Source organism: Streptomyces sp. GbtcB6, assembly GCF_019091475.1.
Taxonomy (GTDB): Bacteria; Actinomycetota; Actinomycetes; order Streptomycetales; family Streptomycetaceae; genus Streptomyces; species Streptomyces hyaluromycini.
Genome location: NZ_JAGXJL010000009.1, coordinates 17,140 through 43,773 on the forward strand (window position 1 = coordinate 17,140; position 26,634 = coordinate 43,773).

Consider the following 26,634-nt stretch of genomic DNA (forward strand, 5'->3'; position numbering starts at 1 on the left):
TCGCTTGACTTACTGTACTGGCAGGGTGTCACCGCACTCGGCGGCCCTGCCGCGTAGGCTTCTTCGGCTGGACCTCGCCGCTTCGGGCGGGGCCCCGGTACGGCTCGCGGGACTGGCCGGTCCGGGTGGTGCGCGGTCCCGGAGCGGTGGTGGGCATGGCGGGCAGGTCGGCACGGGCGGACCAGGTCAGCGCGACGCGGGAGGCCATCCTGGCGGCGGCGGAGCGGCTCTTCGCCGAACAGGGCGTGTACGCCGTCTCCAACCGCCAGGTCAGCGAGGCCGCCGGCCAGGGCAACAACGCGGCCGTCGGCTACCACTTCGGCACCAAGGCCGACCTGGTCCGCGCCGTCGCCGCCCGGCACTTCGACCGGATCGAGGAGATCCGGGTCCGCCTGCTGGCCGAGGTCGGCGACTCCGACGACGTGCGCGACTGGGTGGACTGCCTGGTCCGCCCCATCACCGAACACCTCGCCGGCCTGGGCGGCCCGACCTGGTACGCCCGCTTCTGCGCCCAGGTCATGACCGACCCCGCCCTCTACGACATCATGGTCGAGGAGTCCCTCGCCTCGCCGTCGCTGCGCCGGGCCGTCGACGCGCTGAACCGGCGGCTGCCGGAACTGCCCGCCGAGGTCCGCACCGAACGCGGCCTGATGGCAAGGACGTTGATCCTGCACACCTGCGCCGAGCGGGAGCGGGCCCTCGCCGAGGGCACCGCCACTCCGCGCGCCACCTGGAGCGACGCGGCCACCGGGCTCACCGACGCGCTCCTCGGGCTGTGGCTGGCGCCCGTCTCCGCTACGCGTCGAAGGTGACAACGACCTTCTCTGCGGCCCCCGGCGTCAGCGCCAGCTCGAAGGCGCGGTGGACGTCGGTGAACGGGACGCGGTGGCTGATCAGCTTCGCGAACCGCTCGTGGTGCTCGACCAGTTCGGGGGTGACCTCGAAGATCTCCGTCGGGTAGCCCTGCGAGGCGACGAGGGTCAGCTCGCTGCGCAGCATGCCGCCGAGGTCGATCTCGCCCTTCTTCTGCACGGCGACCATGACCAGCCTGGCGTGCCACTGCGCGTTGGCCACCACGGTGTTGAACACGGCCGGGGCACCGGCCGCGTCGATGAAGACGTCGGTGCCGGGGCGGGGCTGGCCCAGCGCGTTGGCACTCTGCCCGTGCAGCTCGGTCAGCCGCGCGGTGACGTCCTCCTCGGCGGAGTTGATCACGGCGTCCGCACCCACGGCCAGCGCCTTCTCCAGCCGGGCCGGGATGACGTCGACGACGACCACGTGCCGGACGCCCCGCAGCTTCAGCCAGATCGCCGCGCCCAGCCCGATCGGTCCGGCGCCGAACACGACCACCTTGTCGTCGGGTGCGGCCTCCGAGCGGTTGACCGCGTGCCGGGACACCGCCATCGGCTCGTTCAGGGAGGCGACCTCGAACGGCACGGTGTCCGGGAACACCGTGACACTCCGTCCCACCTCGGCGTTCTCGATCAGCAGATACTCGCTGAGGGCGCCGTACCGGCCGCCGCAGCCGATGATCCCGGTGGGCGCGTCCTGCGGGTTCACCACCACCCGGTCGCCCGTCTTCAGCCCCGTGACCTCGGCGCCGACCTCGACGACCTCGCCGGCCGGCTCGTGGCCCAGGGCGATCGGGACCAGGTCGCCGCCCAGGTGGGCGCGGGCGGGCATGCCGCCCATGTGCAGGAAGGTGACGTCGGTGCCGCAGATCCCGCCCGCGCGGATCTTCAGCAGCACGTCCTTCGGGCCGGGCACGGGACGCTCGACGTCCACGACCTCGATCCGGCCGACGCCGCCGGTCTGTACGGACTTCATCGTGGCCATGGGTGACTCTCGCTTTCTGGTGGTGCCGTGCTGGTTTGTCGGGCCGTGTGGCCGAGGAGATGCCCTCGGGCCGGTCGCCGTGCCGGGGGGAGTGGGCCGGCGACCGGCCCGAGGGCCGCGCCGGTTCCCGTCCCCACGGGTTCCGGCGCCAGGGCCCGCCACTTGGCAGGCCCCCGGGGCGGCCTCCGCTCAGGACGACCCCGGTTACTTGAGTTAGGCAAGCATATGTGGCTTACTTGAGTCAAGCAAGCGAATTGCCGGCGCCTCGAACGAATGGGTCACCCCGTGTATGGCAGCTCCCCCTTACCCCCAGTGCTCGCCCGTGGCAGCGGACAGCGGCTCCTGGTCGCCGCCGATGACCCGGACGCCACCGAACTCCTCACCTCCACCCTGGAGTTGGCCGGCTACCGGACCGGTGCGGCGGGCAGCGGCGCCGAGGTGGCGCGGCGGCTCGCGGAGTACCGGTACGACCTGGTCGTCATGGACGCCGAACTGCCCGGCCTCGACGACCTCGCCCAGGGCGGCCGCTTCAAGCCGGCCTACCGGCCTCCGGTCCTCCTGCTGGCGGGCTGCGAATCCCTGGCCCGGCTGGTGCCCGAACTCGGCGCCGGTGAACGGGACTACGTCACCAAGCCCTTCCGGATCGCCGAGGTCCTCGCCCGGGTCAAGGTCCTGCTCCGGGGCGTGGGCGGCGGTGACCGGCGGGGCGGCATGCTGGACCATGCCGACCTGGTCCTGGACGACGGCGCCTGTCAGGCCCGCCGGGGTGTCCGCACCCTCGACCTCACGCCCGCCGAGTACCGGCTGCTGCGTCACCTCCTGGTCAACGCCGAGAAGGTGCTGTCCAAGGAGCAGATCAGCCGCTACGTCTGGGGCGAGTTCCGGGACGGCAACGCCATCGAGCAACTGGTCTCCCGGCTCAGGCGCAAGGTCGACCGGGGCGGCCCCGCGCTGATCCACACCCGACGGGGTTTCGGCTACTGGCTGGGGGAGTCGTGAGGGCCCGGACGGCTGCTTCGCGCTGGAATCCGTGAGCAAATGCCCAGGCGGCCGCGTCGTCCGTCTGGCGTGGTGGGCGGGGCGGGGGAGCGGTCGGCCGTTCGGGCGGGTGCGCGGTATCGACGGTGACGTCAAGTCACGTTATCTGTAAGGAAGTTTATGATGTCTGTCCGGTACGCGGGTTATGGCGATGATGCGGCCCTGTGACCTGGATCACGTCAGCTTGATGTCAGGGAACTGACCGGATGCGGTCAGTCCATCCTGTTTGCATGTGCTCATCCCCCACGCCTAGGAGACAGCGATGGCCGACACCCTGACCGGCACCGGCACCGGCACCGGCACCGGACCTGGTCCGTCCGCACCGGTCCACGAGTTCCCGATGCCCCGGGCCGCGGGCTGCCCCTTCGACCCGCCCCCGGGCCTGAGCGCCGCCCAGAAGGAGGGACCGCTCGCCAAGGTCCGGCTCTGGGACGGCAAGGACTACTGGCTGCTCACCCGGTACGCCGACCAGCGTGCCGTGCTGCTCGACCCCCGAGTCAGCGCCGACATCACCCGGCCCGGATATCCGCTCCAGGCCCCCAGTAACGGCAAGAACAACATCAGCTTCATCCTGATGGACGACCCCGAGCACGCCCGGCTGCGGCGTATGGTCACCGCACCGTTCGCGATCAAACGCGTCGAGGCGCTGCGCCCGGCCGTACAGAAGATCGTCGACGACCTGATCGACGAGATGCTCGCCGGCCCGAACCCTGTCGACCTCGTCGAGGCGTTCGCACTCCCGGTGCCCTCGCTCGTGATCTGCGCGCTGCTCGGAGTGCCCTACGACGACCACGACTTCTTCCAGGAGAACAGCAAGATCCTCATCAAGCGGGACTCGGCCATGGAGGACCGGATGGCCGCCCACGGGAAGCTGATCGGCTATCTCGACGAGCTGATGGGCGAGAAGATGGCGCACCCCGGCGACGACCTGCTCTCCGGGCTGGTGGCCCGGGTGCAGTCGGGCGAGCTGACCCGGACCGACGCCGCGCAGATGGGCGTCCTGCTGCTGCTCGCCGGGCACGAGACCACCGCCAACATGATCGCCCTCGGGACCCTCGCCCTCCTCGAACACCCGGAACAGCTGGCCCTGTTGCGGGACACCGACGACCCGAAGCTGATCGCGTCCTCGGTGGAGGAACTGCTCCGCTACCTGAGCATCGTGCACGGCGGCCGGCGCCGGGCGGTCCTGGCGGACATCGAGGTCGCCGGTCAGGTGATCCGGGCCGGTGAAGGCGTGATCATGCCGAACGACATCGCCAACCGCGACCCCGAGGCCTTCCCCGACCCAGACCGCCTCGACCTCACCCGAGACGCCCGCCGCCATGTCGCCTTCGGCTTCGGCGTCCACCAGTGCCTGGGCCAGCCGCTGGCCCGGATGGAACTCCAGGTCGTCTACGGCACCCTCTACCGCCGCGTGCCCGGCCTCCGGCTCGCCGCCGACATCGCTGAACTGCCCTTCAAGCACGACGGATCCGTCTACGGCGTCTACGAACTCCCGGTCACCTGGTGACCCGGCCCCCCACCCACAGCGAGGAGAACACCATGCATGTCGAACTGGACGAACCGAAGTGCGTCGCATCCGGGCAGTGCGTGCTCGCCGCCCCCGAGGTGTTCGACCAGCGGGACGAGGACGGCATCGCCTTCGTCCTGGACGAGAATCCCGCCGGGGACACCCTGGACGCCGTCCGCGAGGCCGTGGCGATCTGCCCAGCCGCCGCGATCCGACTGGTGGAACAGTGAACCGGATCGTGGTCGTCGGCGCCTCCGCGGCCGGACTCGCTGCGGTCGAGACGCTCCGCCGCGAGGGCTACGACGGCACGCTGACCCTCGTCGGCGACGAACTCCACACCCCGTACGACCGGCCCCCGCTGTCCAAGCAGGTGCTGTCGGCCGAGTGGGCGCCGGACCGGGTGACACTGCGGGCACCGACCGAACTCGACTCCCTGGGGCTGGAGTTGAGACTCGGGGTGGCGGCGAGCGGGCTGGACGTGGCGGACCGTACGGTGCGTCTGGCCGACGGCTCGGCGGTGCCCTACGACGGGCTGATCGTGGCCACGGGGGTGCGGCCGCGCCGGCTGCCCGGGGAGGGAGCGCATGTGCTGCGCACCCTCGACGACGCGCTCACCCTGCGGGAGCGGCTCTGGCCGGGGCAGCGGCTGGTGGTGGTCGGCGCCGGGTTCCTCGGCGCCGAGGCCGCCGCGGTCGCCTGGCGGCTGGGTGCGCAGGTGACCCTCCTGGAACCGGCGCCGGTGCCGCTCGCGCACGCGGCGGGCGAGGAGGTGGGCCGGGTGCTGTCCCGGGCTCACCTGGAGCGGGGCGTGGACCTGCGGACCGGGGTCGCGGTGACCGAGGTGACCGAGGACGGGGTGCGGCTCGGCGACGGGGCGGAGATCGAGGCCGACGAGGTGCTGGTGGCGATCGGTTCGCTGCCCAACGTCGAGTGGCTGGCCGACAGCGGGCTGGCCGTCGGCGACGGGATCGTCTGCGACGAGTACTGCGAGGCCGCGCGGGGGGTGTACGCGGCGGGTGACGTCGCCCGTTGGTACAACCCGTTGTTCGGGGTCTCGATGCGGATCGAGCACCGGACCAACGCGGCGGAGCAGGGGATGGCCGCGGCCCGGAATCTCCTCAATCCCGAGGCGCGCAAGGCGTTCGCGCCGGTGCCGTACTTCTGGTCCGACCAGTACGACATGAAGATCCAGGCGTACGGGTATCTGCGCGGGCACGAGGAAGTGCGGGTCGTGGAGGGGGAGTTGGCGGAGGGGCGGTTCGTCGCCGCTTATCGGAGGGGGGAGCGGTTGAGCGGGGTGCTCGCGGTGGGGGTGCCGCCGAAGGTGATGCGGGGGTGGCGGCAGGCGATTGCGGTGGGGGCGGCTTGGAAGGAAGCCGTGGGTTGAAGTGTGGGGTGGGATCGGTTGTGGGGGTACTGCGGGCCGGTGGGGGCTGGTCGCGCAGTTCCCCGCGCCCCTTTGGGGCGCGTCTCAGTGGGCGCTTGTTGCAATGCTGACCGCGTTTGCCGCAACCACCGCCCCGATACCCACCCACTCCGGCACCCCCAGGCTCTGCCCCAGCACCACCCACCCCACCGCCGCCGCCAGTACCGGGTTGACGCTCATGAACAGGCCGAAGGTCTGGGCCGGGACCTTGCGCAGCGTCAGCAGGTCGGCCAGGTACGGCACCGCCGACGACAGGACGCCCGCCGCCACCGCGCACAGGACGGCGCCGGCCGTCGGCGGATGCCTTGCCGCGACCAGGATGCCGATCGGCAGGAACGTCAGTGCCGACACGCTCGCGGCCGCCGCCGGGCCCTGCGCCCCCGGTATCCGGCGCCCGACCACCCGGTTGAGCAGGATGTACGACGCCCAGCAGCCCGCTGCCACCAGGCCCAGGGCCATACCCGGGTAGTCCGTGGACGGCCGCGGGCGCATCAGCACCACCACCCCGGCCGCCGCCAGCAGCGCGCACCCCGCGTCGAGCCGGCGGCGGGACGCGGTCAGGGCGATGGTGAGCGGGCCCAGGAACTCCAGGGTGACCGCCAGGCCCAGGCCGACCCTGTCGATCGCGGTGTACAGGGTCAGGTTCATCGTGCCGAAGACCAGCGCGAGCAGCAGCACCGGCCACCACTGCCGCCAGGTGAAGTCCCGCGGGCGGGGCCGGCCGACGGCCACGAGGACGAGTGCGGCCACGTACTGCCGTACCGCCACCACCCCGAGCGGGCCTAGGACCGGGAAGGCGAGGGAGCCGATCGCCGCGCCGGTCTGGTTGGACAGGCCGCTGCCGAACATGGCCGCCACGCCGGAGAGCCGGGTCGGCGCGGACGGCACGACCGCGGGGGAGGAGACGGGGCGTTCGGGGGCTCGTCGCATGGGAGGAGGGTCCGCCCGGTCCGCCCTTGCGCAAAATGCATGCGGCCCGGAATCTATACGCTGTCCGTATGGATGAGGTCGAGCTGCGGCAGCTGCGCTGTCTTGTCGCCATCGTCGACGAGGGCAGCTTCACCGATGCGGCGATCGCCCTGGGGGTGTCCCAGGCGGCCGTCTCGCGTACCCTGGCGGCCCTCGAACGCGCGCTGGGCGTACGGCTGTTGCGGCGCACCTCGCGCGCGGTGACCCCGACGGCCACCGGACTGCGGGTGGTGGCGCGCGCCCGGCGGGTGCTGGCGGACGTCGCCGGTCTGGTCCAGGAGGCCGGCTCGGGGCACAACCTGCTGCGGATCGGCTATGCCTGGTCGGCCGTGGGCCGGCACACCGTCGCCTTCCAGCGGGGCTGGGCCGCGGCGTGCCCCGGGACCGATCTGCAGCTCGTCCGGGTCAACACGGCCTCCGCCGGCCTCGCCGAAGGCGTCTGCGACCTCGCGGTGGTGCGCCGCCCGCTGGAGGACCGGCGGTTCGACTCGGCCCTCGTCGGGCTGGAGCGGCGGCTGTGCGCGCTGGCCGCCGACGATCCGCTGGCCCGGCGCCGGACCGTACGCCTGGCCGACCTCACCGGCAGGATCCTCCTGGTCGACCGGCGTACCGGCACCACCACCCCGGAGCTGTGGCCACCGGAGTCGCGGCCGGCCGTCGAGGAGACGCACGACGTCGACGACTGGCTCACCGCCATCGGTGCCGGCCGTGCGGTCGGTGTGACCGCCGAGTCGACCGCCAACCAGTACCCGCGGCCCGGCATCGTCTACCGGCCGGTCCGGGACGCCGAACCGGTCGCCGTCCGGCTGGCCTGGTGGCGGGACGACCCGCACCCCGCCCAGCAGGCCGTTCTCGAACTGCTCAGTGAGCTGTATCGCGTCGGCTGAGCACACGGTCCGCCGGGATGTCCCGGCAATACGGCAGACAAAATTGTTGACAATCTTGTTTGGCTAGATTTACGTTCGACAGGCACTCACTCAGGGAGGGCGCAATGCCGAAAGAAGCCCGTCCGAGCACCGGAGAGCAGGCCAAGCAGCATGCGTTCACGCTGCTGCGGCAGGCGATCCTGCACGGCGAGATGGCCCCGGCCCAGCGGCTGGTGGAGAACGAGCTCGCCGAGGAGTTCGGTGTGACGCGGGCCAGTATCCGTGCGGCACTGATCGATCTGGAGGCCCAGGGACTGGTCGAGCGGATCCGCAACCGCGGCTCGCGGGTGCGGGTGGTGACCGTGGAGGAAGCGGTCGCGATCACCGAGTGCCGCATGGTCCTGGAGGGACTGTGCGCGGCCAAGGCGGCCGTCGCGGCCAGCGACGAGCAGCTCACCGAACTCGCGGACCTCGGGGCGGCCATGACCAAGGCCGTCGCCGACGGCGAACCGGTCACCTACTCCGAGCTCAACCACGCACTCCACGACAGGATCCGGGAGATCTCCGGCCAGCAGACCGCCGTGGAGCTGCTGGAGCGGCTCAACGCCCAACTGGTACGGCACCGCTTCCAGTTGGCGCTGCGCCCGGGGCGTCCGCAGCAATCCCTGAACCAGCACCTGGCGATGATCGAAGCGATCAGGGCCAGGGATCCGCAGGCGGCCGAGGCGGCCGTCCGCGCCCACCTCACGAGCGTGATCGACGCACTGAGCGACTGAGAACGCCCGGGGCTGGGTGGGCGCACACCTGTCCACCAAGGAGAGTTTTTCAATGACGCACGCCAACGCGCCCGCCGAAACCCCACCGCGATCCACCCTGGTCGTCACCGCGCACGCCGGGGACTTCGTGTGGCGGGCGGGTGGAGCCATCGCCCTGGCCGCGTCCCGGGGCGAGAAGGTCACCATCGCGTGTCTGACCTTCGGCGAGCGCGGCGAGTCCGCCAAGGCGTGGCGCGAGGGCAGGAACCTGGAGGAGATCAAGGCGATACGCCGGGAGGAGGCGGAGAAGGCCGCCGCCGCGCTCGGCGCCGAGGTCCGTTTCTTCGACGCGGGCGACTACCCGCTGGTCGCCACCGCCGAGCTGACCGACCAGCTGGTCGCCGTCTACCGCGAGACCCAGCCCGACGTCGTGCTCACCCACCCCGTCGAGGACCCGTACAACGGCGACCACCCGGCCGCCAACCGGATGGCTCTGGAGGCCCGGATCCTCGCCCAGGCCATCGGGTACCCGGGCGCGGGCGACATCATCGGCGCCCCGCCGGTCTTCTACTTCGAGCCGCACCAGCCCGAGATGAGCGGCTTCAGGCCCGAGGTCCTGCTCGACATCACCGAGGTCTGGGACACCAAGCGCAAGGCGATGGAGTGCCTCGGCGCCCAGCAGCACCTGTGGGCCTACTACACCGATCTCGCCGTCCGGCGGGGCGTGCAGCTCAAGCGCAACGCCGGCCCCAACCTGGGCCTGGCGCACAACACCATGGCCGAGGCGTTCATGCGGCCGTTCCCGCAGATCGCGAAGGAGCTGGCATGAGCGGCGTGATCGTCACCAACCCGCCGAAGGCGGAGCTGAAGGACGTGGACGCCCTCGCCGGCTTCGGTGTCGCCACCGTGAGCGAGGCGATGGGCCGGACCGGCCTGCTGGGTCCGGGGATCCGGCCCGTCCAGCAGGGCGTACGGGTCGCGGGCACGGCCGTCACCGTGCTCAGCTGGCCCGGCGACAACCTCATGATCCACGCGGCCGTCGAGCAGTGCGGAGAGGGCGACATCCTGGTCGTGACCACCACCTCGCCCTGCACGGACGGGCTGTTCGGGGAGCTGTTCGCGACCGCGCTGAAGCAGCGCGGGGTGCGCGGGGTGGTCCTCAACACCGGTATCCGCGACACCCAGGAGCTGCGGGACATGGGCTTCGCCGCCTGGTCCCGGGCGGTCTCCTCGCAGGGCACGGTCAAGGCCACCGGCGGCTCGGTCAACGTGCCGATCGCCGTCGACGGGCAGGTGATCAACCCGGGTGACGTGATCCTCGCCGACGACGACGGGGTCGTGGTCGTACCTCGCGAGCGTGCCCGCGAGACGGTCGAGAGGTCCGAGGCCCGCGAGGCCAAGGAGGCCGCGACCCGGGCCGCGTTCGTCGACGGCCAGTTGGGCCTCGACCGCTACGGGCTGCGGGAGACCCTTCAGCGCCTCGGCGTCGAGTACAGGTCCTACGAGGAGTACACCCAGTGACCGGGCCCGCGGAGGTGCGTTGCATGCTGATGCGCGGCGGCACCTCCAAGGGCGCCTACTTCCTGGCCGAGGACCTGCCCGCAGATCCCGCCGCCCGCGACGATCTGCTGCTGCGGGTGATGGGCAGCCCCGACCCGCGACAGATCGACGGCCTGGGCGGGGCGCACCCCCTCACCAGCAAGGTGGCGGTCGTCTCGGTGTCGGACGACCCGGAGGCGGACGTCGACTACCTCTTCCTCCAGGTCGCCGTCGAGCGACCGGAAGTGATCGATCGTCAGAACTGCGGGAACATCCTGGCCGGGGTCGGCCCGTTCGCCGTGGAGCGGGGGCTCGTGGCCCCCGGTGACGGCGAGACCTCCGTACGGATCCGGATGCTCAACACGGGGGAGCGGGCCGTCGCCACCTTCCCGACCCCGGGCGGGCGCGTCGACTACACCGGGGACGCCGAGATCTCGGGCGTGCCCGGCACGGCCGCCCCGGTGGTGATCGAGTTCCCGGCCGGCGCGAGCCCGCTGCTGCCCACCGGCAGTGTCCGCGACACCGTCGCCGGGATCGCGGTGACCTGCGTCGACAACGGCATGCCGACCGTGCTCATCGCGGCGAGCGCCCTCGGCGTCACCGGGTACGAGGCGCCCAAGGACCTGGAGGAGGACCTGGCCCTCGCCGACCGGCTGCATGAGATCCGGCTGGCGGCGGGCAAGCTGATGGGCCTCGGGGATGTCGAGACCGCCACCGTGCCCAAGCTCAGCCTGCTCGCCCCGCCCCGCGACGGCGGCGCGGTCACCACCCGGACCTTCATCCCCGTCCGCTGCCACACCTCGATCGGTGTCCTCGGCGCCGCGAGCGTGGCCGCGGGGCTCAGACTGCCCGGCGGGGTGGGGGAGAGGATCGCCCGGCTCCCGGACCACGGCGACCGGATCCGGATCGAACACCCCACCGGATTCCTGGAGATCGACACCAGCGTCGACCCGGGATCCGACGGCTCCCCGCCGGCCGCCCGCCACACCGCGGTCGTCCGCACCGCCCGCAAGATCTTCGACGGCACCGTCTTCCCACGCGCCGCCGTCCTTCCCGCACGACCTCAAGGAGGCAACGATGGCTCCGCCGCTCGGTGACATCGCCCATATCGGCCACGCCCAGCTGTTCACCCCGGACCTGGACGCCAGCGTCGCCTTCTTCACCGACTACCTCGGACTGACCGTCAACGGCCAGGACGGCGACACCGTCTATCTGCGCACGTACGACGACTACGAGCACCACAGCCTGGTCCTCACCGCCCGCGACCGGCCGGGCCTCGGCCGGCTCGCCCTGCGCACCTCCGGCGAGGAGGCCCTGCATCGCCGTATCAAGGCGGTCGAGGAGGCGGGCGGCACCGGCCACTGGGTGGAGGACGAGCCCGGCCTCGGCAAGCTCTACGTCACCACCGACCCGGACGGCCACGAGCACGCCCTCTACTGGGAGAGCGAGCACTACCGGGCCCCCGAGGAGCTCCGGCCCGCGCTGAAGAACCAGCCGCAGGCCAAGCCCAACCGGGGCGTCGGCGTGCGCCGCCTGGACCACGTCAACTTCCTGGCCGCCGACGTGCTCGCCAACTCCGAGTTCCAGGAACACGTGCTGGGGGCCAGGCCGACCGAGCAGGTCCGCCTCGACAACGGGACGATCGCGGCCCGCTGGCTGACCTTCACCCAGAAGTCGTACGACGTCGTCTACACCTCCGACTGGACCGGCTCGACCGGGCGGCTGCACCACATCGCCTTCGCCACCGACACCCGTGAGGACATCCTGCGCGCGGCCGATCTCGCCATCGACACCGGCGTGTTCATAGAGACCGGCCCGCACAAGCACGCCATCCAGCAGACGTTCTTCCTGTACGTCTACGAGCCGGGCGGCAACCGCATCGAGCTGTGCAACCCGCTCACCCGCCTGGTGCTGGCGCCCGACTGGCCGCTGGTGACCTGGACCGAGGCCGAGCGGGCCAAGGGGCAGGCGTGGGGGCTCAAGACGATCGAGTCCTTCCACACGCACGGGACGCCGCCGATCGGCTGATCCGGTTTCGGCCTCTGGGGGGTGGGCGACGCGTCACGGCGCGTTGCCCACCCCCTTTGCCACGGTGGCCGGCTTTGCCATGGTGGCCGGATTGTTGCTGTGATTGTTGACAAAAGTGTTGACGTTTTTGGTCGCCAATCCTTAGCGTCTACGCACCACGGGTCAGCTGCACGAGCCGCGTCGACCCCCCCTCTACCGCTTCCCCTCCAGGGAACGCATCCTGGACGAGAGGAAAACAAAGATGTCCTCCTCAACCGCCCTGTCCGCTCGCGGCAGCAAACTGGCTCAGCTGGTTGTCGGCCTGTGCTGGCTGGCCGTGCTCTTCGACGGCCTCGACATGTTCATCTACGGCTCGGTGCTGCCCCACCTGCTGGAGACCAAGACCTTCGGCATCACCCCGGACAAGGCCGGCGACCTCGGCTCCTACGCCACGTTCGGCATGCTGGTGGGCGCCCTGACCGCGGGCACGATCGCGGACCGGATCGGCCGAAAGCAGCTGATGATCGCCTGCGTCACGCTGTTCTCGCTCGCCTCCGGCATCTGCGCGATCTCCGGCAGCCTCGCGGTCTTCGGCCTCGGCCGCACCCTGGCCGGCGTCGGCCTCGGCGGGCTGCTGCCGACCGCGATCAGCATGGTCTCCGACTATGCCAAGGGCGGCCGGACCGCGATCACCATCGGCGTGCTGATGACCGCCCACCACGCGGGCGGCATCCTCTCCGCCTACGTCGCCAAGTGGCTGGTCGACCCGTACGGCTGGCGCTCCGCCTTCTGGGTCTGCGTGCTCCCGCTGCTCTTCGTCCCCGTCCTGCTGAAGTTCCTGCCCGAGTCGCTGAGCTTCCTGGTCGCCAAGGGCCGCACCGAGGAGGCCGCCGCCCTGGCCGACCGCTACGAGGTCGAACTGCCCGCCGTCGCCGCCAAGAAGACCGCCGCCGACCGCTGGGACGCGCTGCTCGGCCTGTTCCGCGGCGGCGAGTGGCTGCAGACCCTGCTCTACTGGCTGGCCTCCTTCGGCGGCCTGCTGCTGGTCTACGGCGTCGCCACCTGGCTACCCACCCTGATGCGCACCGAGGGCTACGAGCTCGCCAACGCCCTGACCTTCGTGGTCGTCTTCAACCTCGGCGGCATCGTGGGCATGCTGGCCGCCGGGCGGGCCGCCGACCGGTTCGGCGCCCCGCGCATCGCGGCGATCTGGTTCGCCCTCACCGCCGCCGGCGTCTACCTGCTCAGTGCCCACATGCCGATGGGCGTGACCACCGTGGTCGTCTTCCTCACCGGCGTCTTCCTCAACAGCGCCCAGACGATGATCTACGCGACCGTCTCCATCCGCTCCACCCCGGACAACCGCGCCACCGCCGTCGGCTGGACCTCCGGCATGGGCCGCTTCGGCGCCGTCTTCGGTCCCTGGCTCGGCGGCCAGCTGCTCGCCGCGGGCAACGGCGACTGGGGCTTCACCGCCTTCGCCCTGGCCGGTGTCTCCTCGATGGTGTTCATCGGTATCGCCGCCCTGCGCTCGGCCAGGCAGCCGCAGGCCAGCAGCGACCAGGAGAAGCTGGTCGCCGCCCACTGACCGCCCCCCGGACCGGTCCGGCGCCGCGCTCCTTCCACGGGCGCGGCGCCTTCCTACTGCTCGCCGGCCGGCTCCGCCTCCAGCCCGGTGCAGGCCAGCCGTCCCGCCACCTCGGCACACGCCTCCACGCCCCGGGGGGCCGGCACCGCGAGCATCGGGCTGGTGTAGCCGACGGAGTCCTCGGCGGGATAGCTCGCGGAGAGCACGTCCTGCCCGGCCCGGACCGACACCTCCCGGGCGCGCGGGGTGTGCAGCCGTACCTCGGACCAGGCGGTGCCGCAGGCGGGGGACCAGCGCAGCCGGACGTCGTAGGCGGGGTCGGTGACGGTGCTCTTGGTCTGCGCGTCCCGCGCGCAGTCCGAGGCGACCGGCAACTCGCCCTGGCAGGACCGGCCATGACAGCGCGGCGCCCCCGACACCGGCTGGGTGCCCTGCGCACCCCGCCGGTCCGAGACGGTCACGGCGGCCGCGGTCACCCCGGCCACGGCGAGCAGTGCGAGCGCGCTGAGCGGCAGCCGCCACCATCGCCTCGCCGGCCGCCGCTCCTGGACCACCTCGGTGACCGGCGGTTCCTCGGGGACCTCGCACAGCGCCAGCACGGCCGCGGGGTCGGCGCCCGCGAGCCGGGCCAGGGCCTCCACGGCCGGGCGTGGAGGCCGTTTGTCGCCGGAGAGATAGCGGTGCCAGGCGGACTTGCTGTAGGGGGTGCGGGCGGCCAGCGCCGCGAGGCTCAGTCCCGTACGCTCCTTCAGTTCGCGCAGCCTCGCCGCCGGCGACTCGTCCGGTGGGGGGGTTCTCGCTCCTTCGGAGTGCGGCATGTCGCTTGCCTCGACTTCATTACGCTATGGGCGTTTCGCCCCTGTTGTCGGAATGGCTTCCCATCGGGACCGGGCCCGCAATCGGCGAACAGGTGTGAAGTCGGTGAATCGAGGGGTGCATGTCGAAGGCCTGTTCGGGAACGCGGGGTTCCCGAACAGGCCTCTGGGGTCAGGGAGTACGGCGGTGCGAGCCCGTCAGCACCACGGGACGGCGTGGCCGACCCGGACGTAGTGGGCGGAGACGTACCCCTTGTGGTGCGGGAGCCGGTACCAGGTGTGGTTGCCGCGCACCGAGCCGCCGTACGTCTTGCAGGTCAGCGGGACGAGGTGGTTGTGGCGGCGGTGGCTCACCACGCGGTAGCGGGTGCTCGGGCCGGAGCGCACGTTGAGCCGGACGTGGTGCGTGGTCACCCGGCCGACGGTCCGGTACGTGTAGTGGCGGTGGTGGAGACGGTGGCCCGCCGGCGCGGGCAGGGTGGTGTAGTTGTAGAACTGCACGATTCCCTGTGGCGCGGGGACCGGGGTGGCGGCGCTCGCGGTGGCGGCCCCGGCCGTGGGCAGGAACGCGAACACCGCGACCGTGGCCAGCAGGCCGTTCTTCAGGATCCGACGGGACATGGAAACCTCCGTGCTGTCGTGCTCGTGACCACGAAGCGTGATCACGAGTCGGAGCGTTTCCGTGCCGGACCCTCACCATGTCGTCCCCGCGTGCCCTGGAACGGCTGGGACGTCCCATGGCACGCGGGCCTCAGCCCATCTGGTCCTCGGTCGACAGGTGCTCCACCGTCTTCCCGGTGGCCGTGAAGGTCCGCGTGACATACCCCGACGAGTACACCCACAGGATCCGCAGCGGGGTGTCGCCGACGTTGCGGAACAGGTGGGGGACGGGGGACGGGACGTACGTGGTGTCGAACCGCTCAAGGCGGGTCACCTCGCCGTCCACCCACACCTCCGCCTCGCCCTCCAGGACGGTGACGTGCTCGTCGCAGTTGTGCGAGTGCAACGGCGCCCCGGAACCCACCGGGTAGACGCTCATCCCGCTGGTGATGAGGTTCTCCCCGCCCGCCGACGGCGTGGTGATCAGCGGTGTCGACAGCACCGCCCCGCCCCGGTCCAGCAGGGGCACGGACGCGGCCTTGATGATCGTGGTCATCCGGGGGTTCCTCTCCAGTACGGCGTACCTGACACGCGGACCGACGGTAGGCCGCGGGCGCGCGAACGGGTGCCCCCTGGCGTGCAGTTTTACCTTGCGCTCCGGGAGGTGTGAGCGCCCGCCAAGCGGCTGTAGCGTCACCAGGCAATCCACGGCCGCCGGAGAGAAAAGGCAGGTACCGGCCCCATGAGGCTCCCCGTTCTCAGCGAAGACGACATGGACCCGCGCCAGCAGGAGCTGGCCGCCCGGATCGCGGGCCGCCGCGGCGCCGTCCGCGGCCCGTTCCGGGTCTGGCTGCACAGCCCGGAGATGTGCGAACGCGCGGAGTCCCTCGGCGCCTTCGCCCGCTTCGACTGCAGCCTCCCCAAGCACCTGCGCGAACTCACCCTGCTGATGGCCGCCCGCAACTGGGACGCCCAGTACTCCTGGAACGCCCACGTCCACCAGGCCGTCGAGGCCGGCATCCCGGAAGCGGCCGTAGAGGCCATCGCCGAGAAGCGCGAGGCGGTCTTCGAGGACGAGGCCGACCAGGCGTTCTACCAGTTCTGCCGGGAGGTCCTGGAGGAGCACTTCGTCACCGACGAGACCTTCGCCCGCGCCCTGGCGCACTTCGGCCCCAAGGGACTGGTCGACACGATCGGCGCGCTCGGCAACTTCACCATGCTCGGCATGTGCCTCAACACCTTCCAGGTGGACCTCCAGGCCGACCGGGAGCCGCCGTTCCCGGACATCCGCGGCTATGGCCGGATCGCCCCGGACGGAGCCCGGTCCAGCGCCTGACCATGAGAAACGCGGCCGATCTTTTAAGCGGGGAGACGTTGACAGGATTGCCGACATTCGATTTGTGTGGGTGACCAGCGCGGGCGAGCCGCACGCGCGTTCGGAGGAAAAATGGATCGCTTGCTCCTCATGCACAGCTTCGTGACCGTCGCCCAGGTCGGCAGTTTCAGCGGGGCCGCCAAGAAACTGGGTTCGTCCGGCTCCCTGGTGTCCCGGCACGTGGCGGAGCTGGAGCGGCAGATCGGCGTACGCCTGGTCAACCGCACCGCCCGTTCCGTGAGCCTCACCGAGCCGGGCCTGCGGTACGCCGAGTTCGCCGCCCGCATCCTCGACGAGATCGAGGCCGAGGACGCCGGTATCGCCCAGCTCCACGACCGGCCCGAGGGCACCCTCAGCGTCATCTGTCCCAAGTGGATAGGCAGCCTCGACCTCGGGGACGCCATTGCCGCGTTCTCGGCGACGCATCCGAAAATCCAGGTCCGGTTCGAACTCGGCGGGATGTCGGACCGTACCTACGATTTCCTGGACAGCGGATTCGACGTCGCCTTCCACACCCGGGACCTCAGGGACTCCAGCGTCCGGCTGAAGAAGATCGCCTCACTGCCGTTCGTGCTGTGCGCCTCCGCGGAGTACATCGAACGGTGCGGGACGCTCGACCACCCGAACGACCTCGCGGCCCACGACTGCCTGGTCCACCTCAATGACCCGGTCTGGCGGATCGGCCACGGGCACACCAGCACCCTGCACAAGATCCGCAACATCGCGTTCTCGTCCAACTCCTACATCGCCCTCCAGAAGGCGGCGGTGCACGGCCGCGGCATCGCCCTGCTGCCCCAGCGCCCGGTCTACGACGACCTCGTCTCCGGCGCCCTCCAGGTGCTGCTGGCCGACCTCGCCGTACCCGACCGCCCGCTGTACGCGATCTACGGCCCCGGACAGGACACCCCGCGCAAGATCAGCGTCTTCCTGGACTTCCTCGCCGGTTGGTTCGCGCAGAACCCGATTCCCGCGATCCGGTCGTAACCGGGGCCGCAAGAAACGCTTGCGCATTCCGTAGAGCTCAGGCCATTGAGCCCCTCGCGAGCCGAAATCTACGCTCGCGAGGCGACCCGGAAACGAGGAATCCATGGGAATCCAGAGAATCGAATCGGTCACCTACGGCATCGACGACCTCGGCGTATGTGTCCGGTTCTTCGACGACTTCGGGCTGTCGATGGTGGAACGGACCGACGAGCACGCGGTGTTCGAGACCCGGACCGGCCAGACCCTCCACCTCGACTCCCTGCCGTCGCCGTCGCTGCCGGCCCCCGTCGAGGACGGGCCGACGCTGCGCGAGGTCGTCTGGGGCGTCGACACACCGCAGGAGCTGGAGCGGCTCGTCGCGGAGGCGGGCCGGGACCGCGAGGTCCGGGAGAGCGCCGACGGCGTCCACCACACCGTCGACGAGACCGGTTTCGGCGTCGGCCTGACCCTGGCCCGCCCCGCACCGGCCCCGGTCACCCCCCGCCCGGCCAACACCCTCGGCAGCGTCACCCGCTGGAACACCGCCCTGGAGCCGATCACCCGGGTCCGCCCGCTGCGCATGTGCCATGTCGCCCTGAACATCCCCAAGGAGGGCCGCGAGGCGGCCGTCGGCTTCTACGTCGACCGGCTCGGGTTCCGCCCGACCGACGTGGTCGAGCCGATGGGCGTCTTCATGCAGGCCCCCGGCGACGACGACCAGCACACCATGCTGCTGTGCCACCGCCCCGACAAGGCGGGCGTCAACCACATCGCCTACGAGGTGCCCGGCTTCGACGACGTGATCGAGGGCGGCAACCACATGATCGAGCACGGCTGGCGGGAGGCCCGCAGGCTCGGTCGGCACACCATCGGCTCCAACGTCTTCCGCTTCCTGCACGCCCCGTGCGGCGGTCGCGTCGAGTACGCCGCCGACATGGACCGGGCCGACGAGAAGTACGGCACCCGGGTCCACGAGACGACCCCGCCGCACCACATCTGGGCCCTGCGCACCAACCGCGACCAGGAAGCCCCCACCGCGTCCTGACCCTGAGAGGGCACCCCTTCATGACCACCGACCACGGCTATCCCGCCGTCCGCATGTACATAGCGGGCGAGTGGTGCCAGGGCGGCTCCGGACGGACCGCCCCCGTCGTCAACCCCGCCACCGAGGAGACGATCGGCGAGGTCCCCCTCGCCACCCCCGCCGACCTGGACCGCGCGCTCGAAGCCGCCGAGCACGGATTCAGGGTGTGGCGCGCGACCTCGATCGCGAAGCGCAGCGCCATTCTGGACCGCGCCGCCGACCTGATCGCCGAACGCGCCGCCGGGATCGGCCGCGTGATGACCCTGGAGCAGGGCAAGACCCTCGCCGAGTCGACGGGCGAGGCCAGGCGCACCGCCGACACCCTGCGCTGGCACACCGAGGACGCCCGCCGCGCGTACGGCCGAATCATCCCGTCCGCGCCCGGCACGGTCCTCACCGTCCGCCGCGAACCCATCGGTCCCGTCGCCGCCTTCGTCCCCTGGAACTTCCCGGTCGGCGGACCCAACCGGAAGATCTCCTCGGCCCTCTCGGCCGGCTGCTCGATCATCATCAAGGCCTCCGAGGAGACCCCGGCGACGGCCGCCGCCCTGGTGGAGTGCTACGCGGACGCGGGCCTGCCCGCCGGAGTGCTCAACCTCGTCTTCGGCGAACCCGCCGAGGTCTCCGCCCGCCTCATCGCCTCCCCGGTCACCCGCATGATCGCCTTCACCGGCTCGGTGCCCGTCGGCAAGCTCCTCGCCGCCGAGACCGGCAAGGTGATGAAGCCGTCCCTGATGGAGCTCGGCGGCCACGCCCCGGTCATCGTCTGCGCCGACGCCGACCCCGGACAGGCCGCCCGCCGCGCCGCCCAGGCCAAGTTCTTCAACGCCGGCCAGGTGTGCACCTCACCCAGCCGCTTCCTGGTCCACGAGTCCCTGGTCGAGGACTTCACCGCCGAGTTCGTGAAGGCCGCCGAGTCGGTCGTCGTCGGCGACGGACTGACCCAGGGCACCACCATGGGCCCCCTTGCGAACGAGCGCCGGCTGCGGTCGACCGAGCGGCTGACGGCGGACGCGGTGCGCAAGGGAGCCACCGTCCGCACCGGCGGCGAACGGCTCGACCGCCCCGGCTACTTCTTCGCGCCGACCGTCCTCACCGACGTACCGGCGGACGCGGACCTGCTGTCGGAGGAGCCGTTCGGGCCGCTCGCGCCGATCGTGCCCTTCACCGACCTCGACGACGCGCTGGCCACCGCCAACTCGCTGCCGTACGGCCTCGCCGCCTACGGCTTCACCAGGTCGGCCGCCACCGCCGAGAAGCTCTCGGACGGACTGGAGGCCGGCATCCTCTCCCTCAACCACTGCGGCGGCTCGGTGCACGAGGCGCCCTCCGGCGGGGTCAAGGACAGCGGGTACGGCCGGGAGGGCGGGCCGGAGGCGCTGGACGCCTACCTGGTCACCAAGCGCGTCTCCCACCTGCTGACGCCATGAGGTACGCGCGAGTTGCGGTGGAGGGCCGGGCGGTCTGGGGCCGGGTGCGGGAGACACGCGTCGAACTGCTCTCCGGGTCGCCGCTGGAGGGCGAACCCGACGTCCTCGGCACGATCCCCGTCGCCGGGGCGGTCTGGCTGCCGCCCGTCGTCCCGGGCGTGTTCTACGCCGTCGGCTACAACTACCCCCGGCACATCGAGCACGCCGGCGCCGCGACCCCCGAGCGTCCCGAGGTCGGCTACCGGGCCAACAACGCGCTCACCGGCCACCGTTCACCGATCGTCAGACCGGCCGAGGTGACCGGACGGTTCGAGGCCGAGCCGGAACTGGTCGCCGTCATCGGCCGCACGCTCCGGTACGCCGACCTCGACGAGGCCCGTAAGGCGGTGTTCGGCTGGACCATCGGCAACGACGTCAGCGCCCGCACCTGGCAGCACCAGGACCGCACGTTCTGGCGCAGCAAGAACAGCGACACGTTCAAGCCGATGGGGCCGTGGATCGAGACCGAGGTCGACGCGCTCGCCCAGACGACCACCCTGAGCGTCAACGACGAGGTGCGCGCCACGTTCCCGACCGGGGACATGGTCTTCGATCCCTTCGACTTCATCGTCGAGATCACCAGGCACATCACCCTGCACCCCGGTGACGTGCTGTGGATGGGCGCCGAGTCCACCTGCCAGATCGAGCCCGGCGACACCGTCGAGGTCGAGATCAGCGGCATCGGCGTGCTGTCCAACCCCGTACACCTGGAAGGCAACCACTCATGACCGCGGAACCCCGCTACATCCACCACGTCAACTTCCCCACCACCGACCCCGATCGCACCGCGGCCTGGTACACCAAGGTCTTCGGGATGAAGCGCATCATGCCCAAGTCCAACACCCGCGTGGTGCTGATGACCCGGGGCAATTTCGACCTGCACTTCACCCCTGTCGAAGAGATGGAGCGCATGGCGCCCTACCACTTCGCCGTCGAGGTCGACGACTGGGACGACTTCCTCGCCCATCTCAAGGAACTGGGCATCCGCCACACCCGGCCGATCGAACGCCCCGAGAACCAGTCCAAGTTCTGCTACATCCACGACCCCGACCACACCATGATCGAGCTCGTCTACCACAGCCGCCGCCCCAACTAAGCGCATCAGTACGGGAGTTCACCCCATGCCCATCGCCGACTCCGACGGCACCTCCATCTACTACGAGCGCCACGGCAGCGGCCCGGCGATCCTGTTCGTGCACGGCAGCGGCGGACACCACGCCGCCTGGTGGCAGCAAGTGGCGGCACTGCGCGAGGAGTTCACGGTCGTCACCGTGGACCTGCGCGGCTTCGGCAAGTCCGACTCGTCCATGGCCGAGTTCGACGGTCAGGACTTCCCCGGTGACGTGGTCGCCGTCCTCGACCAGGCGGACATCACCGACGCCATGCTGGTCGGCCAGTCCATCGGCTCCGTCGCCGCCCTGCGCGCCGCGCTGCTGCGCCCCGAGCGGGTCTCCTCGGTCGTCCTCGGCCATTCCCTCGGCGGCATCAGCCACCCCGAACTGAAGGAGCTGGCCGCCGCCGACCGCGCGGAGGCCGTGAAACTGCCCGTCATCGACCGGCTGCTCACCAAGTCCTTCCAGCAGGAGCGGGCCGACCTCACCTTCCTCTTCCAGCAGATGGGCACGTTCAACGTGGCCAGGATGCAGGACCTGCGCAACCTCGACACCGACGGCCCGACCCTGGACGAGATCAGGGCCTCCGGCGTGCGGGTCGCGTTCCTCGCGGGGGAGAAGGACGCGGTCCTCAGCGTGAAGACCGTCACCCGCGCCCACGAACTGCTGCCCGGCTCCCACCTGGAGATCGTTCCGAACGCCCCGCACTCCATGTACTGGGAGGCGCCCGAGCAGTACAACACCGCCGTCGCCCGGCTCCGCCGCACCCTCACCGCACCGAAGGAAGCAGCATGACCAGCCTCACCCTGGCCGCCGCCGAGGAGATCATCGGCGCCGCCCACCAGCGCGCCCAGGAGATCGGCAAGGCGGTGAGCGTCGCCGTCGTGGACGCCGGCGGCTTCCCGATCGCCATCCGCCGCCCCGACGGCGCCCGCCCGCTCACCCCCGACATCGCCCGCGCCAAGGCCTACACCGCGGCGATCATGCAGCGCCCCGGCAAGATGCTGAAGAAATGGCAGGAGTCCCAGCCGGTCTTCTTCTCCCAGCTCTCCCAGCTCCCCGGAGCCGCCCTGCCGATCATGGCCACCGAGGGCAGCCTCACCATCAAGAAGGACGGCGAGATCATCGGCGGGCTCGGCATCGCCGGCGGCACCGCGGACGAGGACCAGCAGATCGCCGAGGAGGTCCTGAAGGCCCTCGGCTACGAGCTGGAGTTCGCGGCCTGGGGCGTCGCCGGCGGAAAGGACTGACACCATGGCGGACACGTTCAACTACCGCATCGACCACCACGGCAGCCTGGTCCGCCCGGCAGGCCTGTCCACCGCCGACCCGGAGGCCGTCGACACGGCGGTCCGGGAGGCCGTCGCCTACCAGCGCAAGCTGCGCTCCACCGTCGTCACCGACGGCGACTTCCCCCGCGAGGACTTCCGCAGCGCGGTCCTCGACGGCGTGTCGGGCTTCCGCCGAACCGACGAGGTGGGCCCGGACGGCCTGGTCCGCTGGGTCGCCGAGGCACTGCCCAAGGCCAACGGCCCGCTGCTCGCCGACTGGTCCGCCAAGCTCGCCGAACTGACGGTGATCGCCCCGAAGGCCACGCTGCCCTCCCCGGCGTATCTGGCGGCCACCACCTTCCAGCCGGGCCTCGGCGTCTCCTCGGCCCGGGAGCTGGGCGAGGCCCTCGCGGAGATCGTCCGGGCCGAGATCGAGCTGCTGGTGTCGAGGGGCGTCCGCCTGATCCAGCTCGACAACCCGCTCCTGCTGGCCCAGTTGAGCACCGACCCGGCCGACCCCGGCGCACTGTCCTTCGCGGACGCGCTGGCCGTCGACGCCCTGGCGGTACGGCTGGACGAGTGCCCGGAGAGCGTCCGCATCGGCGTCGCCCCCGGCTGGTCGGCCCCGGCCGAGCTGGACCGGGCCCGCGCCGAGCAGCTGTACGCCGGCATCGCCGCCGACCGCTGGATCCTCCCGTTCGACCAGGGCACACAGGCCGAACTCGACCTCGTCAAGGCCCTGCCCGACGACCGCGACTTCTGCCTGGGCGTGGTCGACGCGACGGTGCCGGAGCTGGAGGACATCGACACGGTGATGTCCCGTATAGACACAGCAGGTGAGTTCAAGGACCTGGAGGACGGCGCCGTATCCCCGTCACGGGGCTTCGCGGACGTGGCATCGCGGCCCCTGCTGACCGCGGAGGACCAGCGCCGCAAGCTCGTATTGGTCGAGACCGTCGCCCGTTACTGCTGGGGCAACGAGTTCTGAGCGGGAAGTGCCGCGATCTGCCGTCTGCGGCGCCGTCGTGGCCGGTCGCGCAGTTCCCCGCGCCCCTGAAGGGGCGCTCGTGCAGCGCCCCTTTCTTTGAGGGGCGCGGGGAACTGCGCGAGCAACCACAGTCCACGCGCGCTCTCTTCACTCACACCAGCCCGGCAGACGCTAAAGCACCTCGGCGAAAGTCACCGTTCGCTCGGTCAGCAACGGCCACACCACCCCCACAACGACCTCCTTGAAGTGCTCGGCCGCCTTGTGCGCCTCGAACCCCTCCCGGTCGACATACCGCTCGTACAGCAGAAACCCACCCGGCTCGCCCTCCACGACGTGCACCTCGTACATCAGGTTCGCGGGCTCCGTCCGCGTGGCCTCCCGCGCCTTCAGCAGCGCGGCGCGCACCGCCGCCTCGTCGGCGGGTGCGCAGCGATAGTGGGCGACGACTGTGTACGCCATCCGTTTTCTCCTCTTCTCCTCGGGACTTGTCCGGCCCGCCCGATTCCAGCATGGATCATGCGCCCGACGGCCCCCGCACAGCGCAATCAATGCCTGCCCCCGCGGGGCTGGTGAACCCCCTCCCACATGGTGTGTTGTCGCAAACGGCCCGCACGGCCGGCACCGCGGACGACAAAGGAAGTGATCTCCATGCGCACTCTGGAAACCCTCTCCGGCGGGGAGTGGGTGAGGACCGGCGAATGGATCGACGTCCACGACCCCGCCGACGTCCGCGCCCCCTTTGCCCGTGTCCCGGCCCTGTCCGCGAAGGACGTCACCCGGGCCTACGACCACGCCGAGCGCGGCTTCGCCGTCTGGAAGCGCACCAGCCCCTTCGAACGGGCCCGGGTCTTCACCGAGGCGGCCCGGCTGATCCGGGAGCGGGCCGGGGAGATCGCCGCCGACGTCACCGCCGAGAACGGCAAGACCCTGGCCGAGGCGACCGGCGAGACCCTGAAGGCCGCCGACTTCCTGGAGTACTACGCGGGCCTCGCCCGCCAGGGCTACGGCACCCTCCTGCACGACGTACGCCCGGACCACCGTACGCACACCCAGCGCGAGCCGATCGGCGTGATCCTGGTGATCAGCCCCTGGAACGACCCGCTGATCACCCCGGCCCGCAAGCTCGCCCCGCTGCTGGCCACCGGCAACGCGGCCGTCTTCAAGCCGGCCACCGAGACACCCCTGGCAGGGCTCCACTTCGCCCGCGCCCTGCACGACGCGGGCCTGCCCGCCGGCGTCCTCAACGTCGTCACCGGCCGGACCGCCGAGATCGAGGAAGCCCTCCTCGACGACCCCCGGATCGTCGGCATCACCTTCACCGGCTCCAACGCCGTGGGCAACCGCATCCGGCGCCGCCTCGCCGACCGCAACGTCCGCTTCCAGGGCGAACTCGGCGGCAAGAACGCGTCGGTGGTGCTGCGCGACGCCGATCTGCCGGCCACCGCGAAGGCCGTCGTGGCCGCCTCCTTCGGCCAGGCCGGGCAGCGCTGCACGGCCACCAGCCGGGTGATCGTCGAACAGCCGGTGTACGACGAGTTCGTCACGCTGCTGGTGGCGGAGGTGCGGGCGCTGACCGTCGGCCCGGGCACCGACCCCGCCACCACCCTGTGCCCGCTGTCGAGCCCGAAGCAGCGCGACAGCGTCCTCGCCGACCTGGGCAGGGCGGTGGCGCAGGGCGCGACCGTGCTCACGGGGGGCGGGGCGGACGCCGAGCGGCCGCACGGCTGTTACGTGGAACCCACCGTCCTCGCCGGTGTCACCCCGGACATGGCCGTCTGGCGGGAGGAGGTCTTCGGGCCCGTCCTCGCCGTCCGCGCGGTCGACGACTTCACCGCGGCCGTGGAGGCGGTCAACGACTCCGGCTTCGGGCTCGCCGCCGCCGTCTTCACCCGCGACCTCGGCTCGGCGTACCACTTCGCCGACGAGGCCGAGTGCGGGCAGGTCGCGGTCAACACGACGACCACCGGCTGGGACGTCCATCTGCCGTTCGGCGGCTTTCACGACTCCGGCACGGGCTACAAGGAGCAGGGCGAGGAAGTCCTGAGGTTCTCCACACGCGTCAAGACGGTGGCCGTCCACATCGGTGCCCCGGAGCGGGCCCATGGCTGATGAGACGGTCGGCGTCGTCGGCGCCGGCATCGTGGGCCTGGCCACGGCCCGCGAGATCGCCCTGCGCCGCCCCGGCACCCGGGTCGTGGTGTTCGAGAAGGAACAGGAGGTCTCCCGGCACCAGACCGGCCACAACTCCGGTGTGGTGCACGCCGGCATCTACTACACGCCCGGCAGCCTCAAGGCCGACCTGTGCGTGCGCGGCGTGTCCCTGCTGCGCGAGTACTGCCAGGACCGGCGGCTGCCGTACGACGAGATCGGCAAGCTGGTCGTGGCGGTGCGCGAGGACGAGCTCGGCCGGATGGAGAACCTGTACGAGCGGGCGAAGAACAACCACGTACCGGAGCTGCGGAGGATCTCCCGGGCGGAGATCAGGGAACTCGAACCGCACGTCGGCGGTATCGCGGCCCTGCACTCCCCGCGCACCGCGATCACCGACTACCCGGCGATCGCCCGCGCGTTCGCCAAGGACGTCGTGGACTCGGGCGGCGAGGTGCGCCTCGGTTTCCCGGTCACCTCGATCACCACCGTGCCCGGCGGCATCGAGGTCGCCTCCGGCCAGGACCGCGTCCGCGTGGACCGGCTGATCCTCTGTGCCGGCCTCCAGTCCGACTCCGTGGCCAGGCTCGCCCAGGACAGGCAGGAGCCCCGGATCATCCCCTTCCGTGGCGAGTACATGCTGCTCAAGCCGGACCGGGCCCATCTCGTGCGCGGCCTCGTCTACCCGGTGCCCGACCCGCGCTACCCCTTCCTCGGCGTGCACTTCACCCCACGCGTCGACGGCTCGGTGGAGGTCGGACCCAACGCCGTCCTCGCCCTCGCCAAGGAGGGGTACCGGCGCAGCAGGGTCTCGCCCCGGGACCTGCTGGCCCTCGCCGCCTACCCGGGCGCCTGGCGGATGGCCGCCCAGCACTGGCGCACCGGCATCAAGGAGTACCGCGGCTCCTTCTCCATGGAGGCCTTCATGAAGGACGCCAAGCTGTACGTCCCGGGCGTCGGCGTCCGTGACGTGGTGCGCGGCGGCGCGGGCGTGCGCGCCCAGGCGCTGGACCGCGACGGCACGCTCGTCGACGACTTCCGCATCCACCGGGTCGGCCGGATCACTGCCGTACGCAACGCCCCGTCGCCCGCCGCCACGGCCTCCATGGCCATCGCCGAGAACATCACCGCGGCCGTCTTCGACGACGCCTGAAGCAGCGGCCGTATGCCCCGCGAACAGCGCACTTCCGTGCAACAACAGCTTGCGCTCCGGGATCTCCGCAAGAGCGCACCGGCCGCCTAGCGTTCCTTCCACACCGCCCCACCACCCCCGTC

29 protein-coding genes are annotated in these 26,634 nt (G+C 71.2%); 23 read left to right on the forward strand and 6 right to left on the reverse strand.

Features of this window, described 5'->3' with window-relative positions; translation table 11 throughout:
• Positions 1-155: 155 nt before the first annotated feature.
• On the forward strand, positions 156-812 hold the full coding sequence (locus KVT45_RS16970; protein ID WP_217548307.1) for a TetR/AcrR family transcriptional regulator: 657 nt from the start codon (positions 156-158) through the stop codon (positions 810-812).
• Here the strand turns inward: KVT45_RS16970 and KVT45_RS16975 are convergent.
• Positions 796-1,836, reverse strand: a complete 1,041-nt coding sequence (locus tag KVT45_RS16975) for a zinc-binding dehydrogenase (protein ID WP_217548309.1) — start codon at positions 1,834-1,836, stop codon at positions 796-798. The genes KVT45_RS16970 and KVT45_RS16975 overlap by 17 nt on opposite strands.
• A gap of 273 nt (positions 1,837-2,109) precedes the next feature.
• On the opposite strand from KVT45_RS16975, the gene KVT45_RS16980 reads away from it, so the two are divergent.
• From KVT45_RS16980 to KVT45_RS16995, 4 genes are all read left to right on the forward strand, one after another.
• On the forward strand, positions 2,110-2,835 hold the full coding sequence (locus tag KVT45_RS16980; protein ID WP_217548311.1) for a response regulator transcription factor: 726 nt from the start codon (positions 2,110-2,112) through the stop codon (positions 2,833-2,835).
• Positions 2,836-3,136: 301 nt separating this feature from the next.
• On the forward strand, positions 3,137-4,384 hold the full coding sequence (locus KVT45_RS16985) for a cytochrome P450 (protein ID WP_217548313.1): 1,248 nt from the start codon (positions 3,137-3,139) through the stop codon (positions 4,382-4,384).
• A gap of 32 nt (positions 4,385-4,416) precedes the next feature.
• Positions 4,417-4,614 carry a ferredoxin gene (locus KVT45_RS16990; protein WP_089102904.1) on the forward strand — a complete coding sequence of 66 codons (198 nt, stop codon included), beginning with the start codon at positions 4,417-4,419 and terminating at the stop codon, positions 4,612-4,614.
• Positions 4,611-5,771 (forward strand): NAD(P)/FAD-dependent oxidoreductase, encoded by a 1,161-nt coding sequence (locus KVT45_RS16995; RefSeq protein WP_217548314.1) that lies wholly within the window; start codon positions 4,611-4,613, stop codon positions 5,769-5,771. The genes KVT45_RS16990 and KVT45_RS16995 overlap by 4 nt, the downstream gene beginning before the upstream one ends.
• Before the next feature lie 84 nt (positions 5,772-5,855).
• Here KVT45_RS16995 and KVT45_RS17000 read toward each other — a convergent pair whose 3' ends face one another.
• Positions 5,856-6,740 (reverse strand): DMT family transporter, encoded by an 885-nt coding sequence (locus KVT45_RS17000; protein WP_217548316.1) that lies wholly within the window; start codon positions 6,738-6,740, stop codon positions 5,856-5,858.
• Positions 6,741-6,808: 68 nt separating this feature from the next.
• Here KVT45_RS17000 and KVT45_RS17005 point away from each other — a divergent pair, with 68 nt between their 5' ends.
• The 7 genes from KVT45_RS17005 (at position 6,809) to KVT45_RS17035 (ending at position 13,534) form a co-directional block, all read left to right on the forward strand.
• Positions 6,809-7,666 (forward strand): LysR family transcriptional regulator, encoded by an 858-nt coding sequence (locus KVT45_RS17005; protein ID WP_217548318.1) that lies wholly within the window; start codon positions 6,809-6,811, stop codon positions 7,664-7,666.
• A gap of 104 nt (positions 7,667-7,770) precedes the next feature.
• Complete coding sequence (locus KVT45_RS17010) at positions 7,771-8,421, forward strand: GntR family transcriptional regulator (protein ID WP_089102634.1); 651 nt, start codon at positions 7,771-7,773, stop codon at positions 8,419-8,421.
• A gap of 52 nt (positions 8,422-8,473) precedes the next feature.
• Positions 8,474-9,229 carry a PIG-L deacetylase family protein gene (locus tag KVT45_RS17015; RefSeq protein ID WP_217548319.1) on the forward strand — a complete coding sequence of 252 codons (756 nt, stop codon included), beginning with the start codon at positions 8,474-8,476 and terminating at the stop codon, positions 9,227-9,229.
• On the forward strand, positions 9,226-9,921 hold the full coding sequence (locus tag KVT45_RS17020; RefSeq protein WP_217548321.1) for a 4-carboxy-4-hydroxy-2-oxoadipate aldolase/oxaloacetate decarboxylase: 696 nt from the start codon (positions 9,226-9,228) through the stop codon (positions 9,919-9,921). Before KVT45_RS17015 ends, KVT45_RS17020 begins: the two co-directional genes overlap by 4 nt.
• Positions 9,918-11,036 (forward strand): 4-oxalomesaconate tautomerase, encoded by a 1,119-nt coding sequence (locus KVT45_RS17025; RefSeq protein WP_308310746.1) that lies wholly within the window; start codon positions 9,918-9,920, stop codon positions 11,034-11,036. The genes KVT45_RS17020 and KVT45_RS17025 overlap by 4 nt, the downstream gene beginning before the upstream one ends.
• The gene (locus KVT45_RS17030; RefSeq protein ID WP_217548323.1) at positions 11,017-11,967 is read left to right on the forward strand and encodes a catechol 2,3-dioxygenase; all 951 of its coding nucleotides are present in this window, start codon (positions 11,017-11,019) and stop codon (positions 11,965-11,967) included. The genes KVT45_RS17025 and KVT45_RS17030 overlap by 20 nt, the downstream gene beginning before the upstream one ends.
• A gap of 241 nt (positions 11,968-12,208) precedes the next feature.
• The gene (locus KVT45_RS17035) at positions 12,209-13,534 is read left to right on the forward strand and encodes an aromatic acid/H+ symport family MFS transporter (protein ID WP_217548325.1); all 1,326 of its coding nucleotides are present in this window, start codon (positions 12,209-12,211) and stop codon (positions 13,532-13,534) included.
• 53 nt (positions 13,535-13,587) lie between these two features.
• Here KVT45_RS17035 and KVT45_RS17040 read toward each other — a convergent pair whose 3' ends face one another.
• The 3 genes from KVT45_RS17040 to KVT45_RS17050 form a co-directional block, all read right to left on the reverse strand.
• The gene (locus tag KVT45_RS17040; RefSeq protein WP_217548327.1) at positions 13,588-14,352 is read right to left on the reverse strand and encodes an XRE family transcriptional regulator; all 765 of its coding nucleotides are present in this window, start codon (positions 14,350-14,352) and stop codon (positions 13,588-13,590) included.
• Between the two features lie 195 nt (positions 14,353-14,547).
• Positions 14,548-14,970, reverse strand: a complete 423-nt coding sequence (locus KVT45_RS17045) for an SH3 domain-containing protein (RefSeq protein WP_217548328.1) — start codon at positions 14,968-14,970, stop codon at positions 14,548-14,550.
• Positions 14,971-15,100: 130 nt separating this feature from the next.
• Complete coding sequence (locus tag KVT45_RS17050) at positions 15,101-15,505, reverse strand: cupin domain-containing protein (RefSeq protein ID WP_217548330.1); 405 nt, start codon at positions 15,503-15,505, stop codon at positions 15,101-15,103.
• Positions 15,506-15,721: 216 nt separating this feature from the next.
• On the opposite strand from KVT45_RS17050, the gene KVT45_RS17055 reads away from it, so the two are divergent.
• The 9 genes from KVT45_RS17055 (at position 15,722) to KVT45_RS17095 (ending at position 23,211) form a co-directional block, all read left to right on the forward strand.
• A complete protein-coding gene (locus KVT45_RS17055) occupies positions 15,722-16,285 on the forward strand; it encodes a carboxymuconolactone decarboxylase family protein (protein WP_217548671.1) in 564 nt (187 codons plus the stop codon).
• Between the two features lie 111 nt (positions 16,286-16,396).
• On the forward strand, positions 16,397-17,308 hold the full coding sequence (locus tag KVT45_RS17060) for a LysR family transcriptional regulator (RefSeq protein WP_217548332.1): 912 nt from the start codon (positions 16,397-16,399) through the stop codon (positions 17,306-17,308).
• Positions 17,309-17,411: 103 nt separating this feature from the next.
• Positions 17,412-18,332: a VOC family protein gene (locus KVT45_RS17065; RefSeq protein WP_217548334.1), complete on the forward strand. Its 921-nt coding sequence runs from the start codon at positions 17,412-17,414 to the stop codon at positions 18,330-18,332.
• A gap of 20 nt (positions 18,333-18,352) precedes the next feature.
• Positions 18,353-19,801 carry an NAD-dependent succinate-semialdehyde dehydrogenase gene (locus KVT45_RS17070; RefSeq protein ID WP_217548335.1) on the forward strand — a complete coding sequence of 483 codons (1,449 nt, stop codon included), beginning with the start codon at positions 18,353-18,355 and terminating at the stop codon, positions 19,799-19,801.
• Positions 19,798-20,568, forward strand: coding sequence for a fumarylacetoacetate hydrolase family protein (locus KVT45_RS17075; protein ID WP_217548337.1), 771 nt, complete (start codon positions 19,798-19,800; stop codon positions 20,566-20,568). The genes KVT45_RS17070 and KVT45_RS17075 overlap by 4 nt, the downstream gene beginning before the upstream one ends.
• Positions 20,565-20,936 carry a VOC family protein gene (locus tag KVT45_RS17080; protein ID WP_217548338.1) on the forward strand — a complete coding sequence of 124 codons (372 nt, stop codon included), beginning with the start codon at positions 20,565-20,567 and terminating at the stop codon, positions 20,934-20,936. Before KVT45_RS17075 ends, KVT45_RS17080 begins: the two co-directional genes overlap by 4 nt.
• Positions 20,937-20,961: 25 nt before the next feature.
• Positions 20,962-21,747, forward strand: a complete 786-nt coding sequence (locus KVT45_RS17085; protein WP_217548340.1) for an alpha/beta fold hydrolase — start codon at positions 20,962-20,964, stop codon at positions 21,745-21,747.
• The gene (locus KVT45_RS17090; protein WP_217548342.1) at positions 21,744-22,202 is read left to right on the forward strand and encodes a heme-binding protein; all 459 of its coding nucleotides are present in this window, start codon (positions 21,744-21,746) and stop codon (positions 22,200-22,202) included. Before KVT45_RS17085 ends, KVT45_RS17090 begins: the two co-directional genes overlap by 4 nt.
• Before the next feature lie 4 nt (positions 22,203-22,206).
• Positions 22,207-23,211 (forward strand): methionine synthase II (cobalamin-independent)-like protein, encoded by a 1,005-nt coding sequence (locus KVT45_RS17095; RefSeq protein WP_217548344.1) that lies wholly within the window; start codon positions 22,207-22,209, stop codon positions 23,209-23,211.
• Between the two features lie 171 nt (positions 23,212-23,382).
• Here KVT45_RS17095 and KVT45_RS17100 read toward each other — a convergent pair whose 3' ends face one another.
• A complete protein-coding gene (locus tag KVT45_RS17100) occupies positions 23,383-23,670 on the reverse strand; it encodes a putative quinol monooxygenase (RefSeq protein WP_217548346.1) in 288 nt (95 codons plus the stop codon).
• 189 nt (positions 23,671-23,859) lie between these two features.
• Between KVT45_RS17100 and KVT45_RS17105 the strand changes: the two genes are divergently transcribed.
• Together KVT45_RS17105 and lhgO are read left to right on the forward strand one after the other, a co-directional pair.
• Positions 23,860-25,320: an aldehyde dehydrogenase gene (locus KVT45_RS17105; RefSeq protein ID WP_217548348.1), complete on the forward strand. Its 1,461-nt coding sequence runs from the start codon at positions 23,860-23,862 to the stop codon at positions 25,318-25,320.
• Positions 25,313-26,512, forward strand: coding sequence for an L-2-hydroxyglutarate oxidase (gene lhgO, locus KVT45_RS17110; RefSeq protein ID WP_217548350.1), 1,200 nt, complete (start codon positions 25,313-25,315; stop codon positions 26,510-26,512). The genes KVT45_RS17105 and lhgO overlap by 8 nt, the downstream gene beginning before the upstream one ends.
• Positions 26,513-26,634 lie beyond the last annotated feature (122 nt).

What these genes read in the sequence shown, in the direction of transcription:
- KVT45_RS16970 (WP_217548307.1), top strand. Translation starts at nt 156, where the DNA reads ATGGCGGGCAGGTCGGCACGGGCGGACCAGGTCAGCGCGACGCGGGAG.
- KVT45_RS16975 (WP_217548309.1), bottom strand. Translation starts at nt 1,836, where the DNA reads ATGGCCACGATGAAGTCCGTACAGACCGGCGGCGTCGGCCGGATCGAG.
- KVT45_RS16980 (WP_217548311.1), top strand. Translation starts at nt 2,110, where the DNA reads ATGGGTCACCCCGTGTATGGCAGCTCCCCCTTACCCCCAGTGCTCGCC.
- KVT45_RS16985 (WP_217548313.1), top strand. Translation starts at nt 3,137, where the DNA reads ATGGCCGACACCCTGACCGGCACCGGCACCGGCACCGGCACCGGACCT.
- KVT45_RS16990 (WP_089102904.1), top strand. Translation starts at nt 4,417, where the DNA reads ATGCATGTCGAACTGGACGAACCGAAGTGCGTCGCATCCGGGCAGTGC.
- KVT45_RS17000 (WP_217548316.1), bottom strand. Translation starts at nt 6,740, where the DNA reads ATGCGACGAGCCCCCGAACGCCCCGTCTCCTCCCCCGCGGTCGTGCCG.
- KVT45_RS17005 (WP_217548318.1), top strand. Translation starts at nt 6,809, where the DNA reads ATGGATGAGGTCGAGCTGCGGCAGCTGCGCTGTCTTGTCGCCATCGTC.
- KVT45_RS17010 (WP_089102634.1), top strand. Translation starts at nt 7,771, where the DNA reads ATGCCGAAAGAAGCCCGTCCGAGCACCGGAGAGCAGGCCAAGCAGCAT.
- KVT45_RS17015 (WP_217548319.1), top strand. Translation starts at nt 8,474, where the DNA reads ATGACGCACGCCAACGCGCCCGCCGAAACCCCACCGCGATCCACCCTG.
- KVT45_RS17020 (WP_217548321.1), top strand. Translation starts at nt 9,226, where the DNA reads ATGAGCGGCGTGATCGTCACCAACCCGCCGAAGGCGGAGCTGAAGGAC.
- KVT45_RS17030 (WP_217548323.1), top strand. Translation starts at nt 11,017, where the DNA reads ATGGCTCCGCCGCTCGGTGACATCGCCCATATCGGCCACGCCCAGCTG.
- KVT45_RS17035 (WP_217548325.1), top strand. Translation starts at nt 12,209, where the DNA reads ATGTCCTCCTCAACCGCCCTGTCCGCTCGCGGCAGCAAACTGGCTCAG.
- KVT45_RS17040 (WP_217548327.1), bottom strand. Translation starts at nt 14,352, where the DNA reads ATGCCGCACTCCGAAGGAGCGAGAACCCCCCCACCGGACGAGTCGCCG.
- KVT45_RS17045 (WP_217548328.1), bottom strand. Translation starts at nt 14,970, where the DNA reads ATGTCCCGTCGGATCCTGAAGAACGGCCTGCTGGCCACGGTCGCGGTG.
- KVT45_RS17050 (WP_217548330.1), bottom strand. Translation starts at nt 15,505, where the DNA reads ATGACCACGATCATCAAGGCCGCGTCCGTGCCCCTGCTGGACCGGGGC.
- KVT45_RS17055 (WP_217548671.1), top strand. Translation starts at nt 15,722, where the DNA reads ATGGACCCGCGCCAGCAGGAGCTGGCCGCCCGGATCGCGGGCCGCCGC.
- KVT45_RS17060 (WP_217548332.1), top strand. Translation starts at nt 16,397, where the DNA reads ATGGATCGCTTGCTCCTCATGCACAGCTTCGTGACCGTCGCCCAGGTC.
- KVT45_RS17065 (WP_217548334.1), top strand. Translation starts at nt 17,412, where the DNA reads ATGGGAATCCAGAGAATCGAATCGGTCACCTACGGCATCGACGACCTC.
- KVT45_RS17070 (WP_217548335.1), top strand. Translation starts at nt 18,353, where the DNA reads ATGACCACCGACCACGGCTATCCCGCCGTCCGCATGTACATAGCGGGC.
- KVT45_RS17075 (WP_217548337.1), top strand. Translation starts at nt 19,798, where the DNA reads ATGAGGTACGCGCGAGTTGCGGTGGAGGGCCGGGCGGTCTGGGGCCGG.
- KVT45_RS17080 (WP_217548338.1), top strand. Translation starts at nt 20,565, where the DNA reads ATGACCGCGGAACCCCGCTACATCCACCACGTCAACTTCCCCACCACC.
- KVT45_RS17085 (WP_217548340.1), top strand. Translation starts at nt 20,962, where the DNA reads ATGCCCATCGCCGACTCCGACGGCACCTCCATCTACTACGAGCGCCAC.
- KVT45_RS17090 (WP_217548342.1), top strand. Translation starts at nt 21,744, where the DNA reads ATGACCAGCCTCACCCTGGCCGCCGCCGAGGAGATCATCGGCGCCGCC.
- KVT45_RS17095 (WP_217548344.1), top strand. Translation starts at nt 22,207, where the DNA reads ATGGCGGACACGTTCAACTACCGCATCGACCACCACGGCAGCCTGGTC.
- KVT45_RS17100 (WP_217548346.1), bottom strand. Translation starts at nt 23,670, where the DNA reads ATGGCGTACACAGTCGTCGCCCACTATCGCTGCGCACCCGCCGACGAG.
- KVT45_RS17105 (WP_217548348.1), top strand. Translation starts at nt 23,860, where the DNA reads ATGCGCACTCTGGAAACCCTCTCCGGCGGGGAGTGGGTGAGGACCGGC.
- lhgO (WP_217548350.1), top strand. Translation starts at nt 25,313, where the DNA reads ATGGCTGATGAGACGGTCGGCGTCGTCGGCGCCGGCATCGTGGGCCTG.